General features: G+C 72.9%; 26 protein-coding genes. 15 read left to right on the top strand and 11 right to left on the bottom strand.

Translation table 11 applies throughout. From position 1 onward, the window contains the following. Window positions 1-7: 7 nt before the first annotated feature. Entirely contained in the window at window positions 8-601 is a 594-nt protein-coding gene (locus H291_RS0119815; RefSeq protein ID WP_020016760.1) for a hypothetical protein, read from the bottom strand. 183 nt (window positions 602-784) lie between these two features. Here H291_RS0119815 and hflX point away from each other — a divergent pair, with 183 nt between their 5' ends. The 8 genes from hflX to H291_RS0119775 all read left to right on the top strand — a co-directional run bounded on the left by hflX (window position 785) and on the right by H291_RS0119775 (window position 11688). Next, on the top strand, window positions 785-2326 hold the full coding sequence (gene hflX / locus H291_RS0119810) for a GTPase HflX (protein WP_020016759.1): 1542 nt from the start codon (window positions 785-787) through the stop codon (window positions 2324-2326). A gap of 148 nt (window positions 2327-2474) precedes the next feature. Then, entirely contained in the window at window positions 2475-3491 is a 1017-nt protein-coding gene (locus H291_RS0119805) for a LacI family DNA-binding transcriptional regulator (RefSeq protein ID WP_084468273.1), read from the top strand. 71 nt (window positions 3492-3562) lie between these two features. After that, window positions 3563-5218, top strand: a complete 1656-nt coding sequence (locus H291_RS0119800) for a glycoside hydrolase family 13 protein (RefSeq protein WP_020016757.1) — start codon at window positions 3563-3565, stop codon at window positions 5216-5218. Between the two features lie 58 nt (window positions 5219-5276). Then, window positions 5277-6650: an ABC transporter substrate-binding protein gene (locus H291_RS0119795; protein ID WP_020016756.1), complete on the top strand. Its 1374-nt coding sequence runs from the start codon at window positions 5277-5279 to the stop codon at window positions 6648-6650. A gap of 7 nt (window positions 6651-6657) precedes the next feature. Beyond that, window positions 6658-7629 (top strand): carbohydrate ABC transporter permease, encoded by a 972-nt coding sequence (locus H291_RS0119790; protein WP_020016755.1) that lies wholly within the window; start codon window positions 6658-6660, stop codon window positions 7627-7629. 1 nt (window position 7630) lies between these two features. After that, window positions 7631-8533, top strand: coding sequence for a carbohydrate ABC transporter permease (locus H291_RS0119785; RefSeq protein ID WP_020016754.1), 903 nt, complete (start codon window positions 7631-7633; stop codon window positions 8531-8533). 50 nt (window positions 8534-8583) lie between these two features. Beyond that, window positions 8584-10692: an ATP-dependent DNA helicase gene (locus H291_RS0119780; RefSeq protein WP_051109557.1), complete on the top strand. Its 2109-nt coding sequence runs from the start codon at window positions 8584-8586 to the stop codon at window positions 10690-10692. 9 nt (window positions 10693-10701) lie between these two features. Beyond that, on the top strand, window positions 10702-11688 hold the full coding sequence (locus H291_RS0119775; protein WP_020016752.1) for an L-lactate dehydrogenase: 987 nt from the start codon (window positions 10702-10704) through the stop codon (window positions 11686-11688). A gap of 70 nt (window positions 11689-11758) precedes the next feature. Here H291_RS0119775 and lexA read toward each other — a convergent pair whose 3' ends face one another. Beyond that, window positions 11759-12574: a transcriptional repressor LexA gene (gene lexA, locus H291_RS0119770; protein WP_084468272.1), complete on the bottom strand. Its 816-nt coding sequence runs from the start codon at window positions 12572-12574 to the stop codon at window positions 11759-11761. A 191-nt stretch (window positions 12575-12765) separates the two neighbouring features. Here lexA and H291_RS32765 point away from each other — a divergent pair, with 191 nt between their 5' ends. The 3 genes from H291_RS32765 (at window position 12766) to H291_RS0119755 (ending at window position 14287) form a co-directional block, all read left to right on the top strand. After that, a complete protein-coding gene (locus H291_RS32765; RefSeq protein WP_020016750.1) occupies window positions 12766-13323 on the top strand; it encodes a LysM peptidoglycan-binding domain-containing protein in 558 nt (185 codons plus the stop codon). A gap of 141 nt (window positions 13324-13464) precedes the next feature. Then, window positions 13465-13947: a transcriptional regulator NrdR gene (gene nrdR, locus H291_RS0119760; RefSeq protein ID WP_020016749.1), complete on the top strand. Its 483-nt coding sequence runs from the start codon at window positions 13465-13467 to the stop codon at window positions 13945-13947. A gap of 112 nt (window positions 13948-14059) precedes the next feature. Next, entirely contained in the window at window positions 14060-14287 is a 228-nt protein-coding gene (locus H291_RS0119755) for a DUF5302 domain-containing protein (RefSeq protein WP_232216118.1), read from the top strand. Window positions 14288-14360: 73 nt separating this feature from the next. Here the strand turns inward: H291_RS0119755 and H291_RS0119750 are convergent, their stop codons facing one another. From H291_RS0119750 to H291_RS30875, 3 genes are all read right to left on the bottom strand, one after another. Beyond that, window positions 14361-15197 carry an alpha/beta fold hydrolase gene (locus H291_RS0119750; RefSeq protein ID WP_026365935.1) on the bottom strand — a complete coding sequence of 279 codons (837 nt, stop codon included), beginning with the start codon at window positions 15195-15197 and terminating at the stop codon, window positions 14361-14363. 53 nt (window positions 15198-15250) lie between these two features. After that, window positions 15251-15709 (bottom strand): hypothetical protein, encoded by a 459-nt coding sequence (locus H291_RS0119745; protein WP_020016746.1) that lies wholly within the window; start codon window positions 15707-15709, stop codon window positions 15251-15253. 77 nt (window positions 15710-15786) lie between these two features. After that, window positions 15787-16473: a hypothetical protein gene (locus H291_RS30875; RefSeq protein ID WP_051109556.1), complete on the bottom strand. Its 687-nt coding sequence runs from the start codon at window positions 16471-16473 to the stop codon at window positions 15787-15789. 191 nt (window positions 16474-16664) lie between these two features. Between H291_RS30875 and H291_RS0119735 the strand changes: the two genes are divergently transcribed. Further along, the gene (locus tag H291_RS0119735) at window positions 16665-17570 is read left to right on the top strand and encodes a CPBP family intramembrane glutamic endopeptidase (RefSeq protein WP_020016745.1); all 906 of its coding nucleotides are present in this window, start codon (window positions 16665-16667) and stop codon (window positions 17568-17570) included. Between the two features lie 49 nt (window positions 17571-17619). Here H291_RS0119735 and H291_RS0119730 read toward each other — a convergent pair whose 3' ends face one another. Beyond that, window positions 17620-18426: a maleylpyruvate isomerase family mycothiol-dependent enzyme gene (locus H291_RS0119730; protein ID WP_020016744.1), complete on the bottom strand. Its 807-nt coding sequence runs from the start codon at window positions 18424-18426 to the stop codon at window positions 17620-17622. A 156-nt stretch (window positions 18427-18582) separates the two neighbouring features. On the opposite strand from H291_RS0119730, the gene H291_RS0119725 reads away from it, so the two are divergent. Beyond that, window positions 18583-19236, top strand: coding sequence for a PAS and ANTAR domain-containing protein (locus H291_RS0119725; protein WP_020016743.1), 654 nt, complete (start codon window positions 18583-18585; stop codon window positions 19234-19236). Window positions 19237-19238: 2 nt separating this feature from the next. On the opposite strand, the gene H291_RS0119720 is transcribed toward H291_RS0119725, so the two are convergent. After that, a complete protein-coding gene (locus H291_RS0119720; protein ID WP_020016742.1) occupies window positions 19239-19811 on the bottom strand; it encodes a PAS and ANTAR domain-containing protein in 573 nt (190 codons plus the stop codon). Window positions 19812-20105: 294 nt separating this feature from the next. Next, entirely contained in the window at window positions 20106-20519 is a 414-nt protein-coding gene (locus H291_RS30870; RefSeq protein ID WP_020016741.1) for a hypothetical protein, read from the bottom strand. Window positions 20520-20609: 90 nt separating this feature from the next. On the opposite strand from H291_RS30870, the gene H291_RS0119710 reads away from it, so the two are divergent. Together H291_RS0119710 and ggt are read left to right on the top strand one after the other, a co-directional pair. Continuing rightward, a complete protein-coding gene (locus H291_RS0119710) occupies window positions 20610-21458 on the top strand; it encodes an HAD family hydrolase (protein ID WP_020016740.1) in 849 nt (282 codons plus the stop codon). A 109-nt stretch (window positions 21459-21567) separates the two neighbouring features. After that, window positions 21568-23403: a gamma-glutamyltransferase gene (gene ggt, locus H291_RS0119705; RefSeq protein WP_020016739.1), complete on the top strand. Its 1836-nt coding sequence runs from the start codon at window positions 21568-21570 to the stop codon at window positions 23401-23403. An 18-nt stretch (window positions 23404-23421) separates the two neighbouring features. On the opposite strand, the gene H291_RS0119700 is transcribed toward ggt, so the two are convergent. The 3 genes from H291_RS0119700 to H291_RS0119690 form a co-directional block, all read right to left on the bottom strand. Beyond that, on the bottom strand, window positions 23422-24477 hold the full coding sequence (locus H291_RS0119700) for a hypothetical protein (RefSeq protein ID WP_020016738.1): 1056 nt from the start codon (window positions 24475-24477) through the stop codon (window positions 23422-23424). Window positions 24478-24539: 62 nt separating this feature from the next. Next, complete coding sequence (locus tag H291_RS30865; protein ID WP_020016737.1) at window positions 24540-25178, bottom strand: trimeric intracellular cation channel family protein; 639 nt, start codon at window positions 25176-25178, stop codon at window positions 24540-24542. 27 nt (window positions 25179-25205) lie between these two features. Then, entirely contained in the window at window positions 25206-26228 is a 1023-nt protein-coding gene (locus tag H291_RS0119690) for a LacI family DNA-binding transcriptional regulator (RefSeq protein WP_020016736.1), read from the bottom strand. Between the last annotated feature and the right edge of the window lie 142 nt (window positions 26229-26370).

Here is a 26370-nt window from a genome sequence, read left to right as displayed (position 1 = left end):
CGCCGCCTCACTCCCACGGCCCGTACCTCTCGTACGCCGCGTACCGGCTCGCGCCGAGACCGACCGCCGTGGACCAGCGGTGGACCCACTCGTCGACGTCCCGGATCCCGGCCGGCTCGCGGAGCGTGGCCAGGTAGGACTCGTGGGCCGCGACGACGTCCCGGCCCAGGCCGCGCTCCCTGACCTCGGCGACGAGGCGCTCGCGCAGCTCGGCCGTGGCTGCCCGGTCGTCGAGCAGGACGCTGTGCGCGACGCCGACGAGGTCGTCGTCCGTCAGCCCGGCCACGCCCGTCCGGACGATCTCGGGCGGGCGGACCACCGGCCGGGGCGGCGGCGTCAGCAGCATCGCCGCCCGCCAGTCGTAGCCCGGGTCGCGCAGGTGGCCGCGCAGGGCGGGCACCACCATGTCGACCGGGCACGAGCGGTGCTCCAGGGGCAGCATCCGCCGCAGGCGGCTCACCACCGAGCCGCTGGACCGCCGGGCCCGGACGGTCACGGTGTGCTCGTCGGCGCCGTCGCGGACCAGGGCCACGAGCCGCACGGTCTCCTCGTCGGTCCACGGGCGGCCCGTCCGGTCGGGTCCCTCTTGTGCCTCGTGCATGGTCGTACCGTCCCCTGCGTGTGGTTGTCGTCCTCCAAGTTGTAGCGGCCGCCGTCGTGCCGTGCTGGTTGTCCACAGGGGACACCACCGCGGAAGCGGGTCGGGGAAAGACATGGCCGCGGGACTTTCGGGCGTGGGATCCTTGTTGTACGAGAGCAAGAACCATCGAGAGTTAGGTAGTACATGACCCACACCCCGACAGAGCCCGAGCTCCCCGCAGAGGAGACGCCCGAACTCCGCGCGGCCCAGGCAGACGCCCAGGCGATCGCGAACGATGTCGTGGCACGGGTTCTCGCTCGGGCGGGGACCGCACGTGCCGACGGCGAGACGGTGCACACCGTGGCCGACGGCGACCAGCTGGACCTCGAGGAGCGCACCGCGCTGCGTCGCGTGGCCGGCCTGTCGACCGAGCTCGAGGACGTCACCGAGGTCGAGTACCGGCAGCTGCGCCTGGAGAAGGTGGTGCTCGTCGGCCTGTTCTCGGGCGGCGAGCACGCGGCCCGAGACGCCGAGATCTCGCTGCGCGAGCTCGCGGCGCTGGCCGAGACGGCCGGCTCCCAGGTGCTCGACGGCCTGCTGCAGCGGCGGCAGAAGCCCGACCCCGGCACGTACCTCGGCTCCGGCAAGGCGCTGGAGCTGGCGCAGGTCGTGCTCGCGACCGGCGCGGACACCGTGATCGTCGACAGCGAGCTCGCCCCGTCCCAGCGCCGTGCGCTGGAGGACGTGGTCAAGGTCAAGGTCGTCGACCGCACCGCGCTGATCCTGGACATCTTCGCCCAGCACGCCAAGTCCCGTGAGGGCAAGGCCCAGGTCGAGCTCGCCCAGCTCGAGTACCTCCTGCCGCGCCTGCGCGGCTGGGGCGAGTCGATGTCCCGCCAGGCCGGTGGCCAGGTGGGCGGCGCGGGCGCCGGCATGGGCTCGCGTGGTCCCGGTGAGACCAAGATCGAGCTGGACCGGCGGCGCATCCGTGACCGGATGGCCAAGCTGCGGCGCGAGATCGCCGCGATGAAGCCGGCCCGCGAGACCAAGCGGCTGAGCCGCAAGCGCAACGCGATCCCCGCGGTGGCGATCGCCGGCTACACGAACGCCGGCAAGTCGTCCCTGCTGAACGCGCTGACCGGCGCGGGCGTGCTCGTCCAGAACGCGCTGTTCGCCACGCTGGACCCGACGGTCCGGCGCACCCGCACGGAGGACGGCCGCGTCTACACGTTCACCGACACCGTCGGGTTCGTGCGGCACCTGCCGCACCAGCTGGTGGAGGCGTTTCGGTCCACGCTGGAGGAGGTCGGCGACGCCGACATCCTGCTGCACGTGGTCGACGCGTCCCACCCGGACCCCGAGGGGCAGATCGCGGCGGTCCGCGAGGTGCTGTCCGAGATCCCGGCGTTCGAGGACGTCCACGAGATCGTGGTGCTGAACAAGGCCGACGTCGCCGACCCGACGGTCGTCGGCCGCATCCAGCGGCGCGAGCGGCACACCGCCGTCGTCTCCGCGCACTCCGGCGAGGGCATCGCCGAGCTGCGCGCGCGGATCGCGGCCGAGCTGCCGCGCCCGGGCGTGCAGGTCGACCTGGTGGTCCCGTACGACCGGGGCGACCTGGTGCACCGCGTGCACGAGCACGGGGACATCGAGCTCACCGAGCACGTCGCGGCGGGCACCCACCTGCGCGGCCGCGTGGACGAGCAGCTCGCCACGGAGCTGCGGCAGGTCGCCGTCGCGCACTGATCCGTCCCGCACCACCTGTCAGACGCCCAGATCCCTCCGGGGAACTGGGCGTCTGACACGTTTCCGGCCCTGTCGGGTTACGCAAGCGACTTGCAGGGCACTGCAACCCCTGCAAGCGATTTGCGTTCCGCGTGGCTAGGATCGATCCATGTCGAGACGGCTTGCCGATGTGGCGAAGAAGGTAGGCGTGAGCGAGGCGACGGTCAGTCGCGTGCTCAACGGGAAGCCCGGCGTGTCCCAGGGCACGCGGGACGCGGTGCTCACCGCCCTGGACGTGCTGGGCTACGAGCGGCCCACCAAGCTGCGCGGCAGTCGCGGCAAGCTCGTGGGGCTGGTGCTGCCCGAGCTCGTGAACCCGATCTTCCCGGCGTTCGCCGAGGTGATCGGCGGTGCGCTGGCCCAGCAGGGGTTCACCCCGGTGCTGTGCACCCGCACGGCCGGCGGTGTGACCGAGGCCGAGTACATCGACCTGCTCCTGGCCCAGCAGGTCTCGGGGGTGATCTTCGCGGGCGGCTTCTACGCCGAGCGCGAGGCCGACCACGCCCACTACCGGCGCCTCGAGGACCTGGGCCTGCCCGTGGTGCTGATGAACGCCTCCATCGAGGACCTCGCGTTCCCGCGCGTGGCCTGCGACGACCTCGTGGCCATGGAGCAGGCCATGGGCCACGTCACCTCGCTGGGGCACCAGCGGGTCGGCCTGCTGCTGGGCCCGGCCGACCACGTGCCCTCCGAGCGCAAGCTCGCCGCCGCCCAGCGGTTCGCGCAGCGGCACGACCTGGAGCTCGACCCCGCGCTGGTCGTGCACTCGCAGTACTCCCTGGAGAGCGGTCAGGCGGCGGCGAACCGCCTGGTCGAGGCCGGTGCGACGGCGATCGTGTGCGCCAGCGACCCGCTGGCCCTCGGCGCCATCCGCGCGGTGCGCCGGGCCGGGCTGTCCTGCCCCGCGGACGTGTCCGTCGTCGGCTTCGACGACTCCGCGCTGATGAACTCCACCGACCCCGCGCTGACCACGGTGCGGCAGCCGATCGAGCCCATGGGCCGCGCCGCCGTCGACCTGCTGGCCGCGCTGATCGGCGGCAGTGACGTCGCGCGCGACGAGCTGCTCTTCGAGCCCGAGCTCGTGGTGCGCGCCTCGACCGCCATGGCGAAGGTGGCCGCGCGCTGACCTGTCACAATTTCATCAAGTAGCTGTCGAGTTCTTGCGCGCTCGTTGTCATGTGATTTACGGTTCACGACATGACGACGACGTCCGACGCGACCCTCGAGCCGCGCCCCGCAGACGAGTGGTGGCGCAGCGCCGTGATCTACCAGATCTATCCCCGCAGCTTCGCGGACGGGAACGGCGACGGCACCGGTGACCTCGCCGGCGTCCGTTCCCACCTGGGCTACCTGCGCGACCTCGGCGTCGACGCGATCTGGTACACGCCCTGGTACGCCTCGCCCCTGGCGGACGGCGGCTACGACGTGCGGGACTACCGCACGATCGACCCCGCGTTCGGCACGCTGGAGGACGCCGAGGCGCTGATCGCCGAGGCCCGCGAGCTGGGCATCCGCACCATCGTCGACGTGGTGCCCAACCACATCTCCTCGGAGCACGAGTGGTTCCGGGCGGCGCTCGCGGCCGGGCCGGGCTCGCCGGAGCGCGAGCGCTTCTGGTTCCAGGACGGCAAGGGACCCGACGGCGACCAGATGCCCACCGGCTGGGTCTCCAGCTTCCAGGGCGACACCTGGACGCGGACCACGAACCCGGACGGCACGCCCGGCCAGTGGTACCTGCACCTGTTCACCCCGGAGCAGCCGGACGTGAACTGGAACCACCCCGACGTGCGGCAGGAGCACGAGGACGTGCTGCGGTTCTGGTTCGACCGGGGCGCGGCCGGCATCCGCATCGACTCGGCGGCGCTGATCATCAAGGACCCGGCGCTGCCCGAGGTGCCCGCGACGCCCGGCCCGGGAGAGCACCCGCACCTGGACCGCGACGAGATCCACGACGTCTACCGCGGCTGGCGGCGCGTGGCCGACGACTACGCCGAGCCGCGCGTGCTGGTGGGCGAGGTGTGGCTCGCGGACCACGAGCGGTTCGCCCAGTACCTGCGGCCCGACGAGATGCACACCGCGTTCAACTTCGACTTCATGGCGCGCCCCTGGGACGCCAAGGAGCTGCGCGAGTCGATCCGCACCACGCTGGAGGCGCACGCGCCCGTCGGCGCACCGGCCACCTGGGTGCTCTCCAACCACGACGTCACCCGGCCCGTGACCCGGTACGGCCGCGAGGACTCCTCGTTCGACTTCGCCGCCAAGCGGTTCGGCACGCCGTCCGACCTGGACCTCGGCACCCGCCGGGCGCGCGCCGCGGCCCTGCTGACCGGCGCCCTGCCGGGCGCGCTGTACGTCTACCAGGGCGACGAGCTCGGCCTGCCCGAGGCGGACGTGCCGCGCGAGCTGATCCAGGACCCGATGCACTTCCGGTCCGAGGGCGTGGACCCAGGCCGCGACGGCTGCCGCGTGCCGCTGCCGTGGACCCGCGGCGGCACCAGCCTGGGCTTCGGGCCCGACGGCGGCGCCGCGCCCTGGCTGCCCCAGCCCGCCGGCTGGGCGGACCGGTCGGTGCAGGCGCAGGACGGCGACCCGGACTCGATGCTCAGCCTGTACCGCACGGCGCTGCACCTGCGGCGCGACCTGACGGCCCTGCACACCGAGGACCTCACCTGGCTCGACCTCGGCGGCGACGACGTCCTCGCCTTCGCTCGCGGCGCCGGCTTCGCCTGCGTCGTCAACCTCGGGACGACCCCCGTCCCCCTGCCCGCCGGGGCCACCGTGCTCCTGGCGAGCGGCCCCGTCGACGGCGCCGTCGGCCCGGACATCGCTGTCTGGCTCGGCCTGCCGTCCTGATCAACTGCAGCTTTCCCCCAGACGTGCCGTCCCAGCGGCACACGACCAAGGAGTGACAATGAAGTCAGCAAACAAGCGCGCGGCGTTCGCCCTGGTGGGTGTCCTCTCGCTCGCGGGAACCCTCACGGCCTGCGGCTCGTCGACCGACGCCGCCGAGGAGCCGGACGGTCCCGTGACCATCGAGGTCTCGATCGACGCCGGCCTCGAGCAGCCCGCGATCGACGCGTTCGACGAGCGCATCGCGCAGTTCGAGGAGGCCAACCCGGACATCACGGTGGAGACCAAGGAGTTCACCTGGTCCGGCACGACCTTCGCCGCCGAGCTCGCGGGCGGCACCCTGCCCGACGTCTTCCCGATCCCGTTCACCGACGGCCGGGCGCTGATCGAGCGCGGGCAGATCGCCGACGTCAGCGGGCTCGTGGCCGAGCTGCCGTACGCCGACCAGTTCAACCCCACCATCGCCGCCGCCGGCCAGGACGCCGAGGGCAACATGTGGGCCGTCCCGATCGCCGCCTACAACCAGGGCCTGCACTACAACCGGGCGCTCTTCGAGGAGGCCGGGCTCGACCCCGACAACCCGCCCGCCACGTGGGACGAGGTGCGCGAGGCCGCCAAGGCGATCTCCGAGAAGACCGGCCAGGCGGGCTACGCCCACATGACCCAGAGCAACACCGGCGGCTGGATCCTCACCACCGAGACCTACGCCCTGGGCGGCCGCATGACCGAGGGCGAGGGCGAGGAGACCACCGCGACCGTCGACAACGACGCCACGGTCGCGGCGCTGGAGATGCTCCAGGAGATGCGCTGGGAGGACAACTCCATGGGCTCGTCCTTCCTGTACGACTGGGGCACCATCAACCAGGACTTCGCCGCCGGCAAGATCGGCATGTACGTCTCGGGCGGCGCCAACTACCCCAACCTGTTCACGCAGAACCAGATGAACCCGGACGAGTACGGCGTCACCGTGCTGCCCCTGGAGGGCGACGACGCCGGCACGCTCGGCGGCGGCACGCTGGCCGCGGTGAGCTCCGCGGCGTCCGAGGCCGAGCAGGCCGCGGCCGTGAAGTGGATCGACTTCTACTACATCTCCAAGCTGACCGACCAGGACGCCGCCGTGGCCGAGGCCGAGGTCGCCGCCGAGACCGACCAGCCCGTCGGCGCCCCGGCCCTGCCGATCTTCGACCAGGCCACCTACGAGGAGCAGCAGAGCTGGATCAAGGACCTCGTCAACGTCCCGCTGGAGAACTTCGCGCCGATGACGGACCAGATGTTCGACCAGCCCGTCATCCCCGAGCCCGCCGTCGCCACCCAGGACGTGTACGCGGCGCTCGACCCGGTGGTCCAGGCGGTACTGACGGACGAGAACGCGGACATCGACGCGCTCCTCGCCGACGCCCAGACCCAGGTCCAGGGACTGCTCGACCGCAGCTGACCCTGGGATGACGACACTGTCCAGCCCGCTCCGGGCGACGACGGCGGACGCCCCGCCGTCGTCGCCCGGACCCCGCCGGCGTGCCCGCCGCACGCCCCGGGACTGGCTGCGCGACGGCGGCCTGAGCACCCTGGTCATCGCCCTGCCGATGATCCTCGTGTTCGGGGTGTTCTCCTGGTTCCCGATCGGCCGGGCGCTCGTCATGAGCGTCCAGCAGACCAACCTCATCTCGACCCCGGAGTTCGTGGGGCTCGAAAACTTCGTGTTCGTGCTGCAGGACCCCCTGCTCGGCAAGGCCGTGGCGAACACCCTGTGGTTCGCCCTGCTCGCGCTCGTCTTCGGCTACCCGCTGCCGCTGGCCGCCGCCGTCCTGATGAGCGAGGTGCGGCGCATGCGCGGCCTGTTCTCGGCGCTCGCGTACCTGCCCGTCGTCGTGCCGCCCGTCGTGGCCGTGCTGCTGTGGAAGTTCTTCTACGACGCCTCGCCCACCGGCGTGTTCAACACCATCGCCGGCTGGGTCGGCCTCGGGCCGTTCCCGTGGCTGCAGAACGCGGACAGCGCCATGCCGTCCCTGGTGCTCGAGGCCACCTGGGCCGCGGCCGGCGGGACCGTCATCATCTACCTCGCCGCGCTCGTCGGTGTCCGCACCGAGCTCTACGAGGCGGCCGAGGTGGACGGCGCCGGGGTGTGGCGCAAGATCTGGCACGTGACCCTGCCGCAGCTGCGCGGCGTCCTGTTCATCACCCTGATCCTGCAGGTCATCGGCACCTCCCAGGTGTTCCTGGAGCCGTTCCTGTTCACCGGGGGCGGCCCCAACAACGCGACGCTGACGATCCTCATGCTGATCTACGACTACGCGTTCGGCAGCAGCCTCGGCGGCAACTACGGCGCCGCGACCGCCCTGAGCCTCATGCTCGCCGGCGTCCTCGCCGTCCTGTCCGCGATCTACTTCCGCGTGACCCGACCCTGGAGCAGCTGACATGGCAGTCAAGAACCAGGCCGCGGTCGCCGAGCGCGGCATCGTCTCGGCCCACGACCGGCGCCGGGCGAGCGTACGGGGCTCGCTCGGCGTGCTCCAGGGCGGCCTCCTGGCCACCCTGGTCCTCGCCGGGCTCGGGCCGATCCTGTGGCTCGCGAAGGCCGCGGTCACCCCGACGCAGGACACCCTGCGCCAGCCGCTGGGCCTCTTCCCCCACGGCGTCGACTGGGCCAACCTCGCCACCGCGTGGGGCCGGGCCGAGATCGACCACTACTTCGTCAACACGCTGATCCTCGCGGTCGGGGCCTGGTTCTTCCAGCTCCTCGTCGCGACCACGGGCGGCTACGTGCTGTCCGTGCTGCGGCCCCGGTACGGCAACCTGATCTTCGGCCTCGTGCTCGCCACGCTCTTCGTGCCGGCGGTCGTGCTGCTCGTGCCGCTGTACCTGACGATCCTCGACGTACCGCTCCTGAACATCAGCCTGCTCAACACCTTCTGGGCCGTCTGGCTGCCCATGGGCGCCAGCGCGTTCAACGTGCTGCTCGTCAAGCGGTTCTTCGACGGCCTGCCGCGCGAGGTCTTCGAGGCCGCGCGGGTCGACGGCGCCGGACCCTTCCGGCTGCTGTGGTCCATCGTGCTGCCGATGTCCAAGCCCATCCTCGGCGTCGTCTCGGTGTTCGCCGTGATCGCCGCATGGAAGGACTACCTCTGGCCGCTGCTGGTGCTGCCCGACCCGGACAACCAGCCGCTGTCCGTCCGCCTGCCCGCGATCGCGCCCTACCTAGAGCTCGACGTGTTCCTCGCGGCGCTCGCGATCTCGACCGTGCTGCCCATCGCGCTGTTCCTGGCGTTCCAGCGCCTGTTCCTCAGCGGCGCGGGCCTCGGCGGGGCCGTGAAGGGGTAGTCCCGGAAGGCTTCCGGCGGGTGCCCGGGCCTGTGGACGAGGCAGGGTGGATGTCGGTGGTCCGGCCTAGGATCGACCGTGTGACCAGCCTTTCCGACGCACCCGCCGCAAGCACCGATTCCGCCGAGATTCCCGAGGTGGAGGAGCTGCTCGACCTCGCGGTCGGCCAGCTCGGTGGCGGGCGCAGAGAGGGCCAGCACGCCATGGCCGTCGCGGTCGGCGAGGCCATCGACAAGGGCGAGCACCTGCTGGTCCAGGCGGGCACGGGTACCGGCAAGTCGCTCGGGTACCTGGTGCCCGCCGTCCGGCACGCCGTGGCCGCGCAGAGCAAGGTCATCGTCTCCACCGCGACCCTCGCCCTGCAGCGGCAGGTCATCACGCGCGACCTGCCGCTCGTGGCCAAGGCCGTCGCGCCGGCGCTCCCGCGCGAGCCCCGCGTCGCGCTGCTCAAGGGCTGGCACAACTACCTGTGCGTGCACAAGGTGGGCGGCGGCTACCCGGAGGACGAGACCACCCTCTTCGACCTGCCCGGCGGCGAGGACCACCCCAAGACCGAGGAGGCCTCGGGCGGGGCCGGCCGCTCGCGGCGGCGGGACGACGGCGCCACGCTCGCCGACCACGTCCGGCGCCTGCACGAGTGGGCGAGCGAGACGGACAGCGGCGACCGCGACGACCTGGTGCCCGGCGTGCCCGAGCGGGCCTGGCGCCAGGTGTCGGTGACGGCGATGGAGTGCCTGGGCGGCAAGTGCCCCATGCTCGCCGAGTGCTTCCCGGACAAGGCGCGCGCCGCCGCCCGCGAGGCGGACGTCGTGGTCACCAACCACGCGATGCTCGGCATCGCGGCCACCGGCAGCCCGGGCGTGCTCCCGGAGCACGACGTCGTCGTGGTGGACGAGGCGCACGAGCTCACCGACCGCGTGACGTCGTCGGCGACCGTGGACCTGTCCATGGCGTCCGTGGAGAGCGCGGCGCGGCTCGCGCGGCGGCACGCCGGGACGAACACCGACAACCTCGACGCCGCGGCGCAGAACCTCGGAACGCTGCTGGTCACCGCACCGGCGGAGCGGTTCCCGAGCGGCCTGCCGGACGAGCTGCGCACGGCGGTCGGCGCGGTGCGGGACGCCGCGCGCGAGGTGCTGAGCGCGCTCAAGCCCGAGGCCGGCGGCAAGGGCGCGAAGGCCAAGGACGCGGGCCAGCCCGACCCGGGGCTCAAGATGGCGCAGGGCGCCATGCTCCAGCTCTTCGAGACGGCCGAGCGCATGGCGTCGCAGGACACGACCGCCGACGTGCTGTGGTGCTCGCGCCCCGACAACGGCTGGGGAGGGTTCGGCGACAACGTGACGCGGCTGCACGCCGCCCCGCTGCACGTCGCCGGCCTGATCCGCACGCACCTGCTGGGGGAGTCGACCGGCGTGTTCACCTCGGCCACCCTCGCGCTGGGCGGCACGTTCGACGCCGTGGCCGGCACCCTCGGGCTCAAGGGCGAGGACGCCCCGCCGTGGCACGGCCTCGACGCGGGCAGCCCCTTCGACTACCCCAAGCAGGGCATCCTCTACATCGCGCGGCACCTGCCGGCCCCCGGCCGCGAGCCCACCACCGAGGCGCAGCTCGACGAGATCGCCGAGCTCATCACGGCCGCCGGTGGCCGCACGCTCGGCCTGTTCTCGTCCCGGCGGGCCGCGAACGCCGCCGCCGAGGCCATGCGGGAGCGGCTCGACTTCCCGATCCTGGCGCAGGGCGACGACCAGCTCCCCACCCTGGTGCGGGAGTTCGCCGACGACCCGGCCACGTGCCTGTTCGGCACACTGTCCCTGTGGCAGGGCGTCGACGTGCCCGGGCCGTCGAACCAGCTCGTGCTCATCGACCGCATCCCGTTCCCACGGCCCGACGACCCGGTCAAGGCCGCGCGCGCCCGCGCCGTCGAGCAGGCGGGCGGCAACGGGTTCATGGCCGTCTCCGCGCAGCACGCCGCGCTGCTGCTCGCGCAGGGCGCGGGGCGTTTGGTCCGCAGCATGGACGACCGCGGTGTGGTCGCGGTCCTGGACCCGCGGCTCGCGACGGCGCGGTACGCGTCGTTCCTCACCCGGTCGATGCCCGGGTTCTGGCCGACCACCGACCCGAAGCTGGTCCGCGCCGCGCTCGCCAGGCTCGACACATAGCCTGAGGGCATGGCAGCCCCCTCGGACATCCCCGCCGCCCAGCCCGCCTCCCGGACCACCAAGATCGCCGTGGTGGGCGCCGGGGCGGTGGGCTCCACGCTCGCCTTCGCGGCGCTGACCCGCGGCTCGGCGCGCACCATCGCGCTGCTGGACATCGACCGGCAGAAGGTCGACGCCGAGGTGCTCGACCTGCAGCACGGCCTGATGTTCACGCCGCAGGCGCACGTGATCGGCTCGGACGACCCGGCGGTGTGCGAGGGGGCCGACGTCGTCGTCGTGACCGCGGGGGCCAAGCAGAAGCCCGGGCAGAGCCGCGTCGACCTGGCGGAGGCGACCATCGGGCTGATGCGCAACATCCTGCCGGGGCTGGTCGAGGTCGCGCCGGACGCGACCTACCTGATGGTGACCAACCCCGTGGACGTGGTGACCTACGCGGCCCTGAAGATCTCGGGCCTGCCGCCCGAGCGACTGTTCGGCAGCGGCACCGTGCTCGACTCCTCGCGGCTGCGCGTGGTGCTCGCCGAACGCTGCGGCGTGGCCGTCGGGAACGTGCACGCCTACATCGCGGGCGAGCACGGCGACTCGGAGATCGCGCTGTGGAGCTCCGCCTCGATCGGCGGCGTGCCGCTGCTCGACTGGGTGCCGGTGGGTGGCACCGGGCCGATCGACGCGGCGACGCGGGCCGAGGTGCACCACGAGGTGGTCGACTCCGCCTACCGGATCATCGCGGGCAAGGGCGCCACCAACTACGCCGTCGGACTCGCCGCGACGCGCATCATCGAGGCCGTGCTCAAGGACGAGCGGCGGATCATGCCGGTGTCCTCGCTGCTGGACGACTACCACGGCATCAGCGACGTGTGCCTGTCCGTGCCGTCCCTGGTGGACCGGCGGGGCGTCACCGGCACGGTGCGCGTGCCGATGTCCGACGACGAGCTGGCCGGGCTGCGCGCCTCGGCGGAGAGCGTGCGGGCGGTGCAGCGGAGGTTCGGGTTCTAGGTCTCGACAGGCTCGACCAACGCAGGACGGGCTCGACCAGCAGTCGCTGGTCGAGCCCGTCGGACCTACCTCAGAGGCTGCGCAGCACCGCGACGACGCGGCCCAGGATCTGCGCCTCGTCACCCGGGATGGGCTCGTAGGCCGGGTTCTGCGGCAGCAGCAGCACGTGCCCGTCGGTCTGCTTGAACGTCTTGACCGTGGCCTCGCCGTCGATCATGGCGGCGACGATCTCGCCCTGCTCCGCCACGTTCTGGCGGCGCACGACGACCCAGTCGCCGTCGCAGATCGCGGCGTCGACCATCGAGTCGCCGGCGACCTTGAGCAGGAACAGCTCGCCGTCACCGACCAGCTGGCGGGGGAGCGGGAAGACGTCCTCGACGACCTGCTCGGCGAGGATCGGGCCACCGGCCGCGATCCGGCCGACGAGCGGCACGTACGACGGCGGCGGGGTGCCGGCGTCGTCGGGCACCGAGCTGCCCCAGTGCACCTGGCCGCTGCGCCGCGGCTCCGGCCAGTGGATCTCGCCGCGCGACGGCTTGTCGACCTGCTCCGCCATGGGCTCGACCAGCTCCATCGCGCGGGGCCGGTTGGGATCGCGGCGCAGGAAGCCCTTCTTCTCCAGCATCTGGAGCTGGTGCTTGACGCTCGACGGGCTGGCCAGCCCGACGGCCTCGCCGATCTCTCGCATCGACGGCGGGTAACCGCGCGTCTCGAACGACTGCCGAATCGTGTCCAGCACAAGGCGCTGTCGCTCGGTGAGGCGGTCTGCCGGCGAGATCGTGTGCACGTCGGCGACGACTCCGTCGCCCGGCGCGTCCAACGTGGCTACACCCGAGAGTGCCGTGTCGACGGCTCTCGTGTCGCTGGTCCCGTCCCGTCCCGTCATGCCCGTGCCCCTCCCGTTCCGACAAATGTTCTCCTGTGCGCTGCCCACTCTAGATCACAATTCCACTCGGCTCAAACGAATGTTCGAGCGTGTCTCGACATCGACGGTGTCCCGTGCTACACAATGGTACGAGCGTTCGACGAACGTGTGTATGACGGACAAGAGTTCGAGTCACCTTTCGAGGAGGGGCCATGGGGGACGTGATCCCGCTGCGGCAGTACACCCCGGCGTACGGGCAGGTGTCCGGAACGAGTGCGGCGGTGCGGGCGTACCGGCTCAGCCCGGCGCACCCGGCCGTCCGGAGGGTCGCCCCGGCCGGGCCCCGCGCGGTCGCCCCGGCCCAGGGACCGTCCCGTGCGCACGCGTCGCACCGTGACAACGCGTCGCACCAGACGTACGCGTCGCACCAGGCCTACGCCCCGCAGGGCGCGCGCTCGGTCGCCGACCGGCTCGGGCTCGACGGCCTCCGGCTCACCCGCCGCGGCCGGTTCGTGCTGGTGCTGCTGGCGATGCTCCTGGTCGCGCCGATGGTCACGTGGGGCGCGACCGCCGTGGCGAGCTCGCCCGGCGAACCGACCGAGGTGCGGGTGCACGCGGTCCAGCCGGGGGAGACCCTCTGGGGCTTCGCCCAGGAGGTCGCGAGGCCCGGCGAGGACGTGCGGCACGCCGTCGGCCGGCTGCAGGACCTGAACGAGATGTCGACCGCCACGGTGCGGGTCGGAGAGCTGCTCCTGCTCCCGAAGGAGTGACCGCGGACACCCCGAATCTGGCCAGAGGCGACGATTCGCCGTCAAATGTTGCGGCGATGTTGCATGGGGGTGGTTTGCCCGCTTACGGTCGGGGCGCGACCGGATGTCTCCGGTCCGTGGCCGACCATGCAGGAGTGAAGCATGCACTGCCCGTTCTGTCGCCACGCCGACTCGCGCGTGGTTGACTCGCGGACCGCCGACGACGGCCTGTCGATCCGGCGCAGAAGGCAGTGCCCGAACTGCAACCGCCGGTTCACCACGGTCGAGACGGCGAGCCTCTCGGTGGTCAAGCGCTCCGGCGCCACCGAACCCTTCAGCAGGGACAAGGTCGCGGCCGGCGTGCGCAAGGCGTGCCAGGGCCGCCCCGTCAGCGACGACGACCTCGCGATCCTGGCCCAGCGCGTCGAGGAGACCCTGCGCAGCAACGGCAGCGCCGAGATCGACGCGTACGAGGTGGGCCTCGCGATCCTCGGCCCCCTGCGCGAGCTCGACGAGGTGGCCTACCTCCGGTTCGCCAGCGTCTACCAGTCCTTCGACTCGCTCGAGGACTTCGAGAGCGCCATCACCTCGCTGCGCGCCGAGCGCGCCGAGCGTGAGGCCGAACGGGCCGCCGCCCAGGCGTAGGGCCTGGCCCGCGGGGCGAAAAAGCGATTGGCACCCCGGCGCGCGGTGGTGCAGGCTGGGGCCGACGACGGACCCGATCGAGGGACCCCCGAAACAAGAGGAGGTGATCGGTGTGACGGACGAGAAGACCGATGCCGAGGAGGCAGTGGCCCAGGGCGCAGAGGCGCCCAAGGCCGCGACCGCGCCGAGCACGGACGCGAAGGCGCGGTTCAAGGAAGCGCTGGACCGGAAGAACGCCGCGCGCGGCCGTTCCGCCGCCGGCGACGTGAACACCGGATCGGTGCACGGTTCGGAGACGACCGGCCCCGTGCAGAAGATGTTCCGCCGCAAGTCCGGCTGAGCCTGCTCGAACGAGGCCGCTGACCAGGTATCTGACCTGGTCAGCGGCCTTTGTCATGCAGCTGTGACGCCGGCTACGGCAAGAAGCCGCTGATCAGCTTCGCGACCGCCTCGGGCTGCTCGGCGAGCATCGCGTGGCTCGCCTCCAGCTCCTCGACCCGGATGTGCGCGGGGAGCCCGGCCAGGTCACGGCGGACGCCGCGGCGGAACGCGGTCATCAGCGCGCCGCCGGGCATGCCGGGCGGGTCCTGGGTGGGGATGACCACGAGCGCGGGGCAGGCGACGCGGCGCAGCAGCGGTACGGTGTCGCGGAACTCGGGGGTGTATCGCACCGCGGCGAGGAGCTCCGCCGAGGGGCGGGCGTAGGCCTGCCCGTCCCGTTCGGTGAGCGCCCGGGCCGGCAGCATGGCGCGCAGTTCGTCGGGCAGCGGATGGCTCACGCTCGCGGCCTGCGCGTCGAACATCGCCCGGAGCCGTGCCAGCTCCTCGTCGCGTGCGGCGGGATCCATGCCGGGGTAGTTGCCGGGATCGCTTTCGGCGGACCGGAGCCCGTCGAGGTTGACGATGCCCGGGCACTCCGGGTGGCGCAGCGCCCACCGGGTGGCGAGCATCCCGCCCAGGGAGTGCCCGACGACCGCGGGGTTGCCGAGGCCGAGGTACCGCACCACGGCCTCGACGTCGTCCAGCACCTGCGTCCAGTCCCACGGGGCGTCGCCCGACAGCCCGTGGCCGCGCAGGTCCATCGACACGGCCCGGCGCCCGTCGAGACCCTGTCCGTCGAGGCCCAGTGGGTCCCAGGCCTCCAGCGTCCCGCCGAGGCCGTGGAGCAGCAGCACCGGTGTGCCCCGCCCTCCGTGGTCCCGGACGGCGAGGGGGATCTCGTGGTCGTCGACAACCAGGTCCTGCGGCATGGTCTCTCCTCTTTCGGTGCGGGCGGACACGATCGGGGTGGGCACCAGGCCGGTCACCGGACCTGGTTCAGCCGTGCGTGGACGGACGTCGTCGTCACGCCGCCGTCGGGGTGGCGGTCGAGCTTGGCGCGCTTGACCAGGTCGTGGACACCCTGCCGCGTGATGCCGAGCATCGCCCCGGCCACGGCGAACGTGACCGAGTCGCGGCCCGGGTGGCCGATGCGCCTGGCCACCACCCGCCCGAACGCGGTGCCCCACCACTCCTCGGGCGGGGCGAACACCGCGTCCCCGGGGAAGAGCGCGGCGATCAGGCGGGCGCAGGTGTTCACGGCCAGGGCCTGGTCGGGGCCCAGCAGCTGGGCGGCCCACACCTCGCTCTCGATCCGCAGGCGGTCGCCGACCGGGCTCACCAGGTCGGCCGATCCGAGGAGGATCTCCAGGGGGTCCACGATCCGCCGGTGGACCAGGGTCAGCAGCTCACCTGCCAGCTCGACATGCTCGTCCGTCGTCACTTGACGGACTCTAGCAAGTACTTGACGAACGGTGTCAAGTGGCGTGGCCGGCGGGCGGGTTCGATGGGACCGTCCGCTTATGCGCTCATCCCGTCCGTCTCCACGTCCAGGAGCCGGTGGTGCCGGAACGTGAGCGCCCGCTCGACGCCCGCGAGGGCCGCGGCGACGGTCAGCACCGCGTTCGCCCGTGCCGGGAGGTCGACGGGGGAGACGAACGACGGGAAGCGGTCCGCCCAGAGCGGCAGGTGGGTCACCACCTCGAGCAGCTGCGGTGCGAGCAGCGTCAGGTTGACCACCAGCACGATCACGGCCCCGGTGGCCAGGGCCCGCCCGAGCGCCGGGTGGCGCCGGGAGAGCTGGGCCCGCCAGTGCTCGGGCGTCCCGGGAGCCGGATCGAGCCGCCGCTCGCCGCCGTCCGCGCCGACCAGGTGGATGCGCTGCATGCCGTACCTGCTCGCGGCTACCTCGATGCGGCCCGGTCCGACCGGGAACCGGGTAGGCATGTCGGCGGTCCGCACGTGGCGGCCGTCCCGGTAGAGCGACGCGCGGCCCTCCATGTGGTCGACGTCGACGGTTGCCACCGAGGCGTCGGGGAGCACCGTCTCGAACCGGGTCCGCTCGAGCGAGGCGGAGGGGCGGAACGGCGGCAACGGCGCACCGGGCCTCGGTGCGGGCGTCGACCACGCGCCCGAACCGTCGTCGGCGTCGCCGAGCCCGTCGAGTCCGTCCAGGCCCCCGAGGCCGTAGGGATCGTCGCGTGTCACGCCGGCTCCTCTCCGTGGATCTGGGTGCGTCACTGGTCCGTCGGGCACCACTCCCCACCGTGCCGCAGGGGCCCGGTCAACCCTCGGGCGGAAGGTCGTGACACCTGTCATGCGTCTGCCGCCGCCGTGTCACGCACACGCGTGACTTACCGGCACTCCCGGCTGCCGCGGCCCGCCGGGAGGGTTGCGACATGAGCCGAACCAGCACGCGCCTGCCCCACCCGGTCCCCGCGGGAGCTCCCTACCACCTGGCGCTCGCGGGCGAGGAGCGCCGCATCGGCCGGGGCGTCCTCGCGATCGTGCTGCTGCACGCCGGCCTGCTGGGCTTCGGCGCCGCGTTCGCGCAGCTCGGGGGCCAGATCGACCTCGCGCTCGGGCGGGACAGCGTCGTGACGGGCGGCACCGAGTTCACGTCCGTCACCCTGGCCAGCACCTACGCCTCCACGGCGCTGCTGATCCCGTGGAGCATGCTGATCCAGCGCTGGCTGTACGGCGTCGGCGGCACCTCGCTGCACTCGGTCGCGGGCGTGTTCCGGCCCGCGGTCCTCGGCCGGGCGATCCTGGTCCTGGCGCCGGTCTGGGCGCTCTACATGGCGGCGCTCGCGGTGCTCGAGCCGTCCCCGGCCGGGTCGTGGACGACGGCCGACCTCGTGCTCATGTTCGTGGTCACGATCGTCGTCGTGCCGCTGCAGAGCGCCGGGGAGGAGTACGGCTACCGCGGGCTGATCTTCCGGGTCGCCGCGAGCTGGGGCCGGGGGCCGCGGGCCGCGCTGGTGCTCGGTGTCGCCGTCTCGGCCGTGCTCTTCGCGACGATCCACCTGTCGACCGACGTGTGGCTGAACCTGCAGTTCCTGGCGGTCGGCGTCGCGTTCGCCCTGATCGCCTGGCGCACGGGTGGCCTCGAGACCGGGGTCGTGCTGCACGCCGCCAACAACGTCTTCGGGCTCCTGCTGGCCCTGGTGCTGCACGCCGATCTCAACGCGTCGACGGACCGGTCCGCCGGGGCCGGGTCCGTCGTGTACGTGATCCCAGTAGTCCTGCTGGCGGCGGTCACCGCGGTGGTCTGGTACCGCACGCGCGCGCCGCGGGAGGCCTGACCCCTGCGGCGCGCACCGCGCGGACGCGGCTCGGGTAGGCCCGCCCCGGTCAGTCGGCGACGTGGGCCGTGCTGTCCAGCCAGTGCCGGACGAGCGCGGCGTCGCCGTCGACGGCGACGCCGGCCGGTGCGCCGTCGACGGCGAGCGGGAGCCGCCGGGTCAGCGTGAGCAGGAGTGCCCCGGCCGGGCCGGTCACCGTCACGTCGGCCGGCCCGGTCCCGGGGTGCCACCGGGCGCCGTCGGGCCGCCGCTCGACGAACCAGGCGCCCGTGCCGTCGTCGGTGTCGGTGGCCCGCCACTGCAGGGTCTGGCCGGTGCCCCGGATGGCGCCCGCGGACTCGGGCCGCCGCATCTTCCACGTGGGGGAGGTCAGCATCGCGAGGTGGTTGTCGATCAGCGGCGCCGCGACGTCGGGCTCGACATCGACCCACCGGCCCGCGGCGTTCGCGCCGTCGAAGCCGTGCACCACCGACTCGTTGAGCACGCTGGCCATCCAGAACCGCGCGCCGGTCCGCGCGTCCCCCGCGGCGTTGAACACCAGGGCGTCGAGGGCGTCGTCGTCGAGCGAGTCGGCGACCCGCCGCGCGGACCCCGCCAGCCAGGCGGGCCACTCGCCGGGGTCGGCGGGCAGCTCGGCGTCCCCGGCGGGCAGCCGGGCCGGGTCGATGATGCGCCGCTCGACGATCTCCGCGACCCAGTGCTGGGTCTGGCCCACGTGCGCGACCAGGTCGGCGACGGTCCACTCCGGCGTGGTGGGGACGGCGGCCGCGGGGCCGGCCGCGGCGGCGGAGACCGCCAGCTGCCGGGTGTGCTCGACGATCGCCCGGCGGGCGACCTCGGGGTTCAGCTCGGTCATGGGTCCGTCCGTTCCGTAGGTTCGGTGTTCCCTGACTGACGTGGCGGGGCGGGTGAACTCATCGCCGGGCCGCGCATCGCCCGACGTGCGAGTGGCGACGGGCCGTGATGAGGGTGGAATTCGCCGCAGCACCGCCCGCGACCGGAGGGGTTCCTGATGGAGGACAAGATCGAGGAAGTGCTCGACGGCGGTGACATGCCACCCGTCGGGCGTTACCTGTTCGATCTGGCGACCGAGACGTGGTCGTGGTCCAGCGAGGTCTACCGCATGCACGGCTTCGAGCCCGGTCAGGTGGTGCCGACCACGGCGCTCATGCTCGCGCACAAGCACCCGGAGGACCTGGGCCGGACCGACGGGATGCTGAAGGAGGCGGCGGAGACCGGCAGGACGTTCAGCTCGGTGCACCGCATCCTCGACGCCCAGGGCGGCACACGCACGCTCGTGATCACGGGCGAGGCCCGGCGCGACCCCGGCACCGGCCGGGTGGCGGAGCTGGCCGGCTACTTCATCGACGTGACGGGCTCGCACCGGGCGGCCGCGGCACGCGACGCCACGCTCTCCATCCAGGCGTCCTCGGAGCGCCGGGCGGTGATCGACCAGGCCAAGGGGATCCTGATGATGACCTACTCCCTGGAGGACACGATGGCGTTCGAGCTGCTGCGCCGGGTGTCCAACGAGACCAACGTCCCGGTGCGTGACATCGCCCGGTCGCTGGTGGACCTCGCGTCGTCGTCCGCGCTGGTCGCCGCGGTGGAACGGTCCGTGGTCGACGAGTTCCTGCGGTCACTGAGCCCGGCCGGCCGGGACTGAGGTCAGGCGGGCGGCTCGGGCGGCCGGGGCGCGGTGAGCACGGCGATGACGTCGGCCGCCGTGCTCCGGGTGCTGGTGAGCTCCACGATCAGGCGGGCGACGTCGCGAACCGCGACGTTGGTGTCGTTGGAGGCGCTGCGCAGGCGCTCGAAGGCCTCCGCCGAGTCGATGCCCAGCGCGAACGCGATGATGCCCTTGGCCTGCTCGATCGGGGCGCGGGTGGCGGCCGCAGCCCGGATGGACGTGTCCGCCGCGCGGTTCGCCTGGTCCTTGATCCCGGCGGTCACGTCGATGAAGTAGCCCACGAGCTCGACGACCTGCCGGGTGCCCGGGTCGCGGCGGCCCTGACCGACCACCGCGAGCGTCCGCTCCTGCCCGCGCGCGTCCATGATGCGGTGCACGCTGCTGAACGGTTTGCCCGTCGCGGCGACGTAGGCCGCGACCTGGGGCGTGGACGGCAGGTCCTCGGGATGCTTGTGCGCGAGCATCAGGGCTGTCGTGGGCACCACGTCGCCAGGCTCGAAACCGTGGATCCGGTAGGTCTCGTCCGACCACCACCACTCTTCGGTAGCCAAGTCGTAGCGGTATCGACCTACTGTGTGGTTCACACCCAGCGTCAGGGCGCGCTCCACTTCCATGGGTTCTGCGGTCAACGGCAAGCCTCCTCGTGCGCTATGCGCCGACGAGCCGCGTCCTGACCCGCGAATACCCTAGCCTGAATGCACCGTTACTGACACATCGGATGGAAGAGGCACGGCCTGCCCGGCACACAGCGCATCACCGGCCGACTGATGTCCGGCGCCCGCATGTCATGCGACACGCGTTCGCCCGGTGGCCCGCCGACGCTGGACGGGGGCGTCAGACACGGGCTACGACGCGGTCGTGCTCCGGGCCGCCCGGCGGCGCTCCACCACCCGGGTGACCAGGGCGACGACCGCGCCCCCGGCGAGGGTGCCCAGCAGCACGAGCAGGGCGCCGACGGCCCAGAGCCCGGAGTCGTCGGTCGCCTGCGCCTGGATGGTCCACGCCGCGGTGAACGGCACGGCCACCGCGAGCACCGCGGCCCACGCCGGGGCGGACAGGGTGCCGACCACCACCAGGGCGGCGAGCACGAGCACGCACGCGATCACCTGGGGTGCCCCGTACGGGCCGGTGACGTCCCCGGTCGCGGGGTCGACCTCCCGGACGACGTCCCGGCCCAGGAAGATCCACCAGGCCACGACGGTCAGCACGACCACGGTGAGCGTCGTCAGGGTGGGGGAGGGCTTCTTCCGCGTCGTCATTCCCCCACCCTGCCCTTGATCCGTCCGAAAAGTGCTGTGACATCCCGGCGGGGTGCGCGTCTGAGAGGCATGACACACACGACCGGCAGCGTGACGTCGCCCTCTACCACCACCGCCACCGAGCTGCGGACGGCCCCTCCGGCCGCCCTCCGAGCAAGCACCGGGACCCGCACCCTGGTCGCCCTCGACATCGACGGAACACTGCTGGGCGCCGACGGGATCGTCCCGGCCGTGACGGTCGGAGCCGTCCGGGAGGTGCGCAGGTCGGGGCACCACGTGGTGCTCGCCTCGGGCCGGTCGCTCGTGGGGATCCTCCCCGTGGCCGGCCAGCTCGGCATCGAGCAGGGCTGGGCGGTCGCGTCCAACGGTGCGGTCGTGGCCCGGGTCGACGCCGACCTGCCGAGCGGCTACCGGATCGAGAAGATGCACTCGTTCGACGTCGAGCCCGTGGTCCGGCTCGCGCGCGCGGCGCTCCCCACGGTGCAGGTCGGGGTCGAGGAGGTGGGCTGGGGGTACCGGGTCAACCGTGCCTTCGAGCCGGGCCTGGTCAACGGGGAGCAGCGCCGGGTGGCCGACGCCGAGCTGTGGAAGGCCCCCGCCGCGCGCGTCATCCTGCGCGGCGGCGGCGCGTTGTCGCTGCTGGAGCCCCTGCGCGAGCTGGGTGTCACGGCCACCCCGGCCGGGCCCGACTGGGTGGACGTCACGCCGCTGTCCCTGAGCAAGGCGACGGCGCTCGAACGGATCCGCGAGCGGGTCGGCGTGGACCCGGGAGCGACCCTCGCCGTCGGCGACGGGGTCAACGACCTGGAGATGATCACCTGGGCCGCGCGCGGCGTCGCGATGGGGCACGCGCCGGCCGCCGTCCTCGACGCGGCGGACGAGGTGACCGGGCCCATCGAGGAGAACGGCGTCGTGGCGGTCCTGAGCACGTTGCGCTGAACTCGTCCGACTCGCCGGGGGACGGAGACAACCTTTCGGGTGAATTGCACGTCATAGTCGTGGCGTCCCGACCGGGGCGCAGGTGCACACACCCAGGAGGACTTGCCCTATGAGCAGGAGATTCGTCGTCCGTTCCTCGGCGGTCACGGGCGCGCTGGCGCTCGTGCTGGCCGGCTCGCTCGCCGCGAGCCCGGCCGGCGCGAGCCCGGCCGACCCGGTGTCCGGCACGCACCAGCCACCGCGGGTGCCGACGTCGGTCGGCTACGGCGGCGCGGTCAGCTCCCTCGACCCCGTCGTCTCAGAGGTGGGCCTGAAGGTGCTGCGCCAGGGTGGCAACGCCACCGACGCCGCCGTCGCGATGGCCGCCGCGATCGGCGTGACCGACCCGTACAGCGCGGGCATCGGCGGCGGCGGGTTCTTCGTGCACTACGACGCCGCCACCGGCGAGGTCGAGACGATCGACGGGCGCGAGACGGCGCCGGCCGGCGCCGGGCCCGACACGTTCGTGGACCCGGCGACGGGGAAGCCGTACCCGTTCTACCCGGACCTGGTCACCGGCGGCGTCAGCGTCGGCGTCCCCGGCACGCCCGCCACCTGGGACCGCGCCCTGGAGCGCTGGGGCACGACGACGCTGCGCCAGGCGCTGCGCCCGGCGACGGCGGTCGCGGAGAACGGGTTCGTCGTCGACCAGCTCTTCCACGACCAGACCCTGGCCAACCAGGAACGCTTCGAGGCGATCACCTCCACGACCGACCTGTTCCTGCCGGACGGCGCGGCGCCCGCGGTGGGCTCGGTGTTCCGCAACCCGGACCTCGCCGCGACGTACCGCGAGCTCGCGGCCGGGGGCGTCGAGGCGTTCTACGAGGGACCGCTGGCGCACGAGATCGCCGACGCCGTGCAGGCGCCGCCGGTCGCGGCCGGTACCGCGCTGCCGGTGCCCGCGGGCTCGATGACGCCCGCGGACCTCGCGGCGTACGAGGTCGTGGACCGTGACCCGACCGTCTTCTCCTACCGCGGGTACGACGTCTACGGCATGGCGCCGCCGGCGTCGGGCGGGACCACCGTGGGCGAGGCGCTGAACATCCTGGAGCAGTTCGACCTGGCGTCCCTGGACGACGCCGCCGCGCGGCACCACTTCTTCGAGGCGAGCGCGCTGGCGTTCGCGGACCGGGCCGCCTACCTGGGAGACGGCGACTTCGTGGACGTGCCGGTCGACGGCCTGCTGGACGACACCTTCGCGCGGGAGCGCGCCTGCCTGCTCGACCCGCGGGCCGCGGCGCCCAAGCCGGTCGCGCCGGGTGACGCCCGCTCGTACGACGGCGTGTGCGATGCCGCCCCCGCGCCCGGCACGGTGCCCGAGGACACGGAGAGCACGTCCACCACGAACCTGACGGCGGTCGACAAGTGGGGCGACGTGGTCGAGTACACCCTCACGATCGAGCAGATCGGCGGGTCGGGCATCGTGGTCCCCGGTCGGGGGTTCCTGCTCAACAACGAGCTCACCGACTTCAGCATCGCGTACGACGCCGACGACCCGAACCGGATCGAGGCGGGCAAGCGCCCGCGCTCGTCGATGGCGCCGACGATCGTCCTGCAGGACGGGAGCCCGGTGCTCGCGCTGGGGTCGCCCGGCGGGTCGAACATCATCTCGACGGTCTCCCAGATGCTGGTCAACCGGATCGACCTCGGCATGACGATCCAGGAGGCGATCGCCGCGCCGCGGGCGGCGCCGCAGAACGGCACGCGGACGACGGCCGAGCAGGCGTACGTCGACGCCTACGGCACCGCGCTGGCCGCGTACGGGCACACGCTCGTGCCCACCGCCAACGCGATCGGGGCGGCGACCGCCATCGAGATCGGCCCGGACGGGCTGCTCACCGCCGTGGCGGAGCCGGTGCGGCTCGGCGGCGGCTCGGCCCGCGTGGTGCGGCCGGTCGGCCAGTGACGTGAGCGCGGGGTGCGGTCACGCCGTGCGGGCCCGCACCCCGCGCTCCTCGCGCAGCAGGACCTCCAGCGCCACGAACGCCAGCACGTCCAGGACCAGGCCGAACGCCGCCGTCCATCGCACGGCCCGGAACACCAGGAGCTGGGTGAACAGCAGGCTCACGAGCACCGCGCGGCGCACCCAGACGGCGCCCTGGAGGTGGTTGCGCCGCCCCACGACGACGCCGACCACCAGTAGCACCACGGACACGCCGACCGCCACGAGGATCGCGGCGCCCGTCCAGGCCGGCACGCCGGTCACGTCCCCGGCCAGCACGCGGAGGCCGACGGTCGCCTCGGCCCCGGCCACGACCAGCAGGAGCGTGATGACCAGCCACGCGGCCCACGCCCGGTCGACGAGCCCGTCGAGCCACCGCACCACGCCCCGCACCCCGGTGCGCACCGGGTCGGGGACGTCGGCGTCGTCGTCGGGCACGGCGTCCACGAGCTCGGCGACCAGGGGAGCGCCGGGCTCGCCCGCGCCCCTGGCGGCGAGCTCGCGCGCCTCCTGGCGTGCGGTCGGCGTGAACCCGCCGGCCAGGCCGGCGGCGAGCCGGTCGGCCGCCACGGCGAGGTACTCGGCCGGGTGGTGCGGGCGGCGGCCGTGCAGCCCCTCGACCACGAGCACCAGCACCACCGTGACGAAGTAGATGATCGCGGCCGTGGGGGCGTAGAAGTAGTCGTTGTCGGACGTGACGAACTTGCCGACCTCGTCGATGAACAGCCCGAAGCCGACGCCGCCGAGCAGGGCGCCGAGCGAGCGCGGCACCGGCCCGACGTACGACAGCAGGAGCATCATCGCCAGGGCCATGAGCAGGCCGCCCCACAGCACGTGGGCCAGGTGCAGCCCGCCCCCGCCGATCTGCGGGTAGCCCGTCGCGGCGAGGTAGGCCCGCGTGGCGAGCACGGTCACGACGCTCGCCACCAGGAACGTCACCAGGTGCCGCACCGCCGCGGTGTCGCGCGGCGCGCCGAGCCGCAGCAGGTGCCCGCGGCGGGCCAGGCGGCCCGATCCGGTCTTGCGCGTCTCCGTCACAGCGTCTCCCCTCGACCGGGGACGGCCCCCGCCGCCTCCAGGTGCATCCTCCCGCACGAGGGTCAGGTGTCGCTGGTCTGCTCGTGGGTCTGCTCGCCCGCGGGCGGCGCCTCCCAGCCGTACCGCAGCGAGACCATCCGGAGCGCGAACACCAGGGCGGCGATCGCCGCGCCGGTGCCGAGGTTGAGCCAGCCCACCGAGGCCAGCAGGCTGGTGAGCGCGGCGCCGAGCAGCGCCGGGATCGCGTACAGGCCGCGGGCCCGGAAGATCTGCGGCACGTCGTTGGCCACGACGTCGCGGATGACGCCGCCGCCCACGGCCGTCATCAGGCCGAGGATCGCGGACGCCACGGGGTTCATGCCCGCGGCCAGCGAGACCAGGGTGCCGGTGATGCAGAACAGCGCCATGCCGGCGGCGTCGAACGTGATCAGCACGTCGTGGAAGCGGTGGACGACGTGCGCGAAGAAGTACACGACGACCGCGGCGACGACGGGCGGGACCAGGTAGATCGGCGAGTCGAAGGCGCGCGGCACGCCGGCGTCGAGGATCACGTCGCGCAGGATGCCGCCGCCCAGGCCCACGAGGGTGCCGAGCAGCAGCGAGCCCACGACGTCGAACTGCCGCTGGGCGGCCAGCAGCGAGCCCGACACGGCGAAGAAGAAGACCCCCAGGAGGTCGAAGACGAGCTCCGCCCACGCCACGTCAGGCTCCTTCCGGTCAGCTCTCCGTCACGGGACCGGGACCGACGACTCCCGGGTGACTATGCGGCACGGTAGCTCCTCGATGCCCGAGGCCGCCTGTCCTTCGATCGCCTCGAACAGCCGGCGCGCGGCGACGCGGCCCACCTGCTCCAGGTTCATGTCGACGCTCGTGAGCTGCGGCCGGGTGTTCGTGGTCAGCACCGCCCAGTTGTCGAACCCGATCACGGAGATGTCGCGCGGCACGTCGCGGCCCTTCTCGCGCAGCGTGTCCAGCACGCCGCGGGCGATCTGGTCACTGCCGCAGAAGAACCCGTCGACGTCCGGGTACTGGTCCAGGATCATGCTCGCCACCCCGCGGCCCCAGCCCTCGCTCCAGGACCCGAAGAACGTGCGGCCGCCCACGAGCTCCAGCCCGGCCTCGGCCATGGCGCGCTCCGCGCCGCGGCTGCGGTCCTGCGCGGCGGCGTAGGAGGCGTCGCCCGTGACGTGCGCGATCCGGCGTCGTCCGCAGGCCAGCAGGTGGTCGATCGCGAGCCCGCCCGCCTCGACGTTGTTGGCCGTGATCGAGATGTCCTCCGGGTTCTCCGACGGCGCGTACGCGTAGACCACGGGCACCGGGAGGTCGCCGGTCAGCGGCGGCCGCGGGTCCGTGCGCGAGCCGACGACGATCAGCCCCTCGACGCGGCGCGACAGCAGCGCCCGGATGTGGTGCTGCTCGCGGATCGCGTCGCCGCGGGCGTCGCACAGGAAGACGGAGACCTGGCCGGCGCCGAACGCGTCCTCGGCGCCCATCAGCACCGGGATCGAGAAGCGGCCCTCCAGGTCGGAGGTGAGCAGGCCGACCGTCCCGGTGCGGCCCTGGAGCAGCCCGCGTGCCAGCGCGTTCGGCGCGAACGAGAGCTGCTCGGCGGCCTCGAGCACCCGGGTGCGGGTCTCGGCGCGCACCTGGGCGCGGCCGTTGATGGCCTTCGAGGCGGTGGCGATCGAGACCCCCGCGAGGCGGGCGACGTCGGTCAGGGTGGCGTTGCGCGGCGTTTCGCCCGAGGCCATGGCTTCCTCCTGGGAGTTCGAGGTCGAACAGTACCGAAAAGGTGTAACACAAACGTGACGAAGGTTCGTCCTTGACGTGGTGGCACGCCCACCCTACAGTCACAGAAAGCCTTTTCGGACGGTTTCGGCATCGGGTCTCCCA

Origin of the sequence: Promicromonospora sukumoe 327MFSha3.1, assembly GCF_000385135.1 — a bacterium.
GTDB lineage: Bacteria > Actinomycetota > Actinomycetes > Actinomycetales > Cellulomonadaceae > Promicromonospora > Promicromonospora sukumoe_B.
The sequence above is the reverse complement of the archived record's forward strand: the minus strand, read 5'-3'. Positions and strand labels throughout refer to the sequence as shown.

Bases quoted from the DNA above. Each gene is read 5' to 3' on its own strand.
- H291_RS0119815 (WP_020016760.1), bottom strand. From the start codon at position 601: ATGCACGAGGCACAAGAGGGACCCGACCGGACGGGCCGCCCGTGGACC.
- hflX (WP_020016759.1), top strand. From the start codon at position 785: ATGACCCACACCCCGACAGAGCCCGAGCTCCCCGCAGAGGAGACGCCC.
- H291_RS0119805 (WP_084468273.1), top strand. From the start codon at position 2,475: ATGTCGAGACGGCTTGCCGATGTGGCGAAGAAGGTAGGCGTGAGCGAG.
- H291_RS0119800 (WP_020016757.1), top strand. From the start codon at position 3,563: ATGACGACGACGTCCGACGCGACCCTCGAGCCGCGCCCCGCAGACGAG.
- H291_RS0119795 (WP_020016756.1), top strand. From the start codon at position 5,277: ATGAAGTCAGCAAACAAGCGCGCGGCGTTCGCCCTGGTGGGTGTCCTC.
- H291_RS0119790 (WP_020016755.1), top strand. From the start codon at position 6,658: ATGACGACACTGTCCAGCCCGCTCCGGGCGACGACGGCGGACGCCCCG.
- H291_RS0119785 (WP_020016754.1), top strand. From the start codon at position 7,631: ATGGCAGTCAAGAACCAGGCCGCGGTCGCCGAGCGCGGCATCGTCTCG.
- H291_RS0119780 (WP_051109557.1), top strand. From the start codon at position 8,584: ATGTCGGTGGTCCGGCCTAGGATCGACCGTGTGACCAGCCTTTCCGAC.
- H291_RS0119775 (WP_020016752.1), top strand. From the start codon at position 10,702: ATGGCAGCCCCCTCGGACATCCCCGCCGCCCAGCCCGCCTCCCGGACC.
- lexA (WP_084468272.1), bottom strand. From the start codon at position 12,574: ATGACGGGACGGGACGGGACCAGCGACACGAGAGCCGTCGACACGGCA.
- H291_RS32765 (WP_020016750.1), top strand. From the start codon at position 12,766: ATGGGGGACGTGATCCCGCTGCGGCAGTACACCCCGGCGTACGGGCAG.
- nrdR (WP_020016749.1), top strand. From the start codon at position 13,465: ATGCACTGCCCGTTCTGTCGCCACGCCGACTCGCGCGTGGTTGACTCG.
- H291_RS0119750 (WP_026365935.1), bottom strand. From the start codon at position 15,197: ATGCCGCAGGACCTGGTTGTCGACGACCACGAGATCCCCCTCGCCGTC.
- H291_RS0119735 (WP_020016745.1), top strand. From the start codon at position 16,665: ATGAGCCGAACCAGCACGCGCCTGCCCCACCCGGTCCCCGCGGGAGCT.
- H291_RS0119730 (WP_020016744.1), bottom strand. From the start codon at position 18,426: ATGACCGAGCTGAACCCCGAGGTCGCCCGCCGGGCGATCGTCGAGCAC.
- H291_RS0119725 (WP_020016743.1), top strand. From the start codon at position 18,583: ATGGAGGACAAGATCGAGGAAGTGCTCGACGGCGGTGACATGCCACCC.
- H291_RS30870 (WP_020016741.1), bottom strand. From the start codon at position 20,519: ATGACGACGCGGAAGAAGCCCTCCCCCACCCTGACGACGCTCACCGTG.
- ggt (WP_020016739.1), top strand. From the start codon at position 21,568: ATGAGCAGGAGATTCGTCGTCCGTTCCTCGGCGGTCACGGGCGCGCTG.
- H291_RS0119690 (WP_020016736.1), bottom strand. From the start codon at position 26,228: ATGGCCTCGGGCGAAACGCCGCGCAACGCCACCCTGACCGACGTCGCC.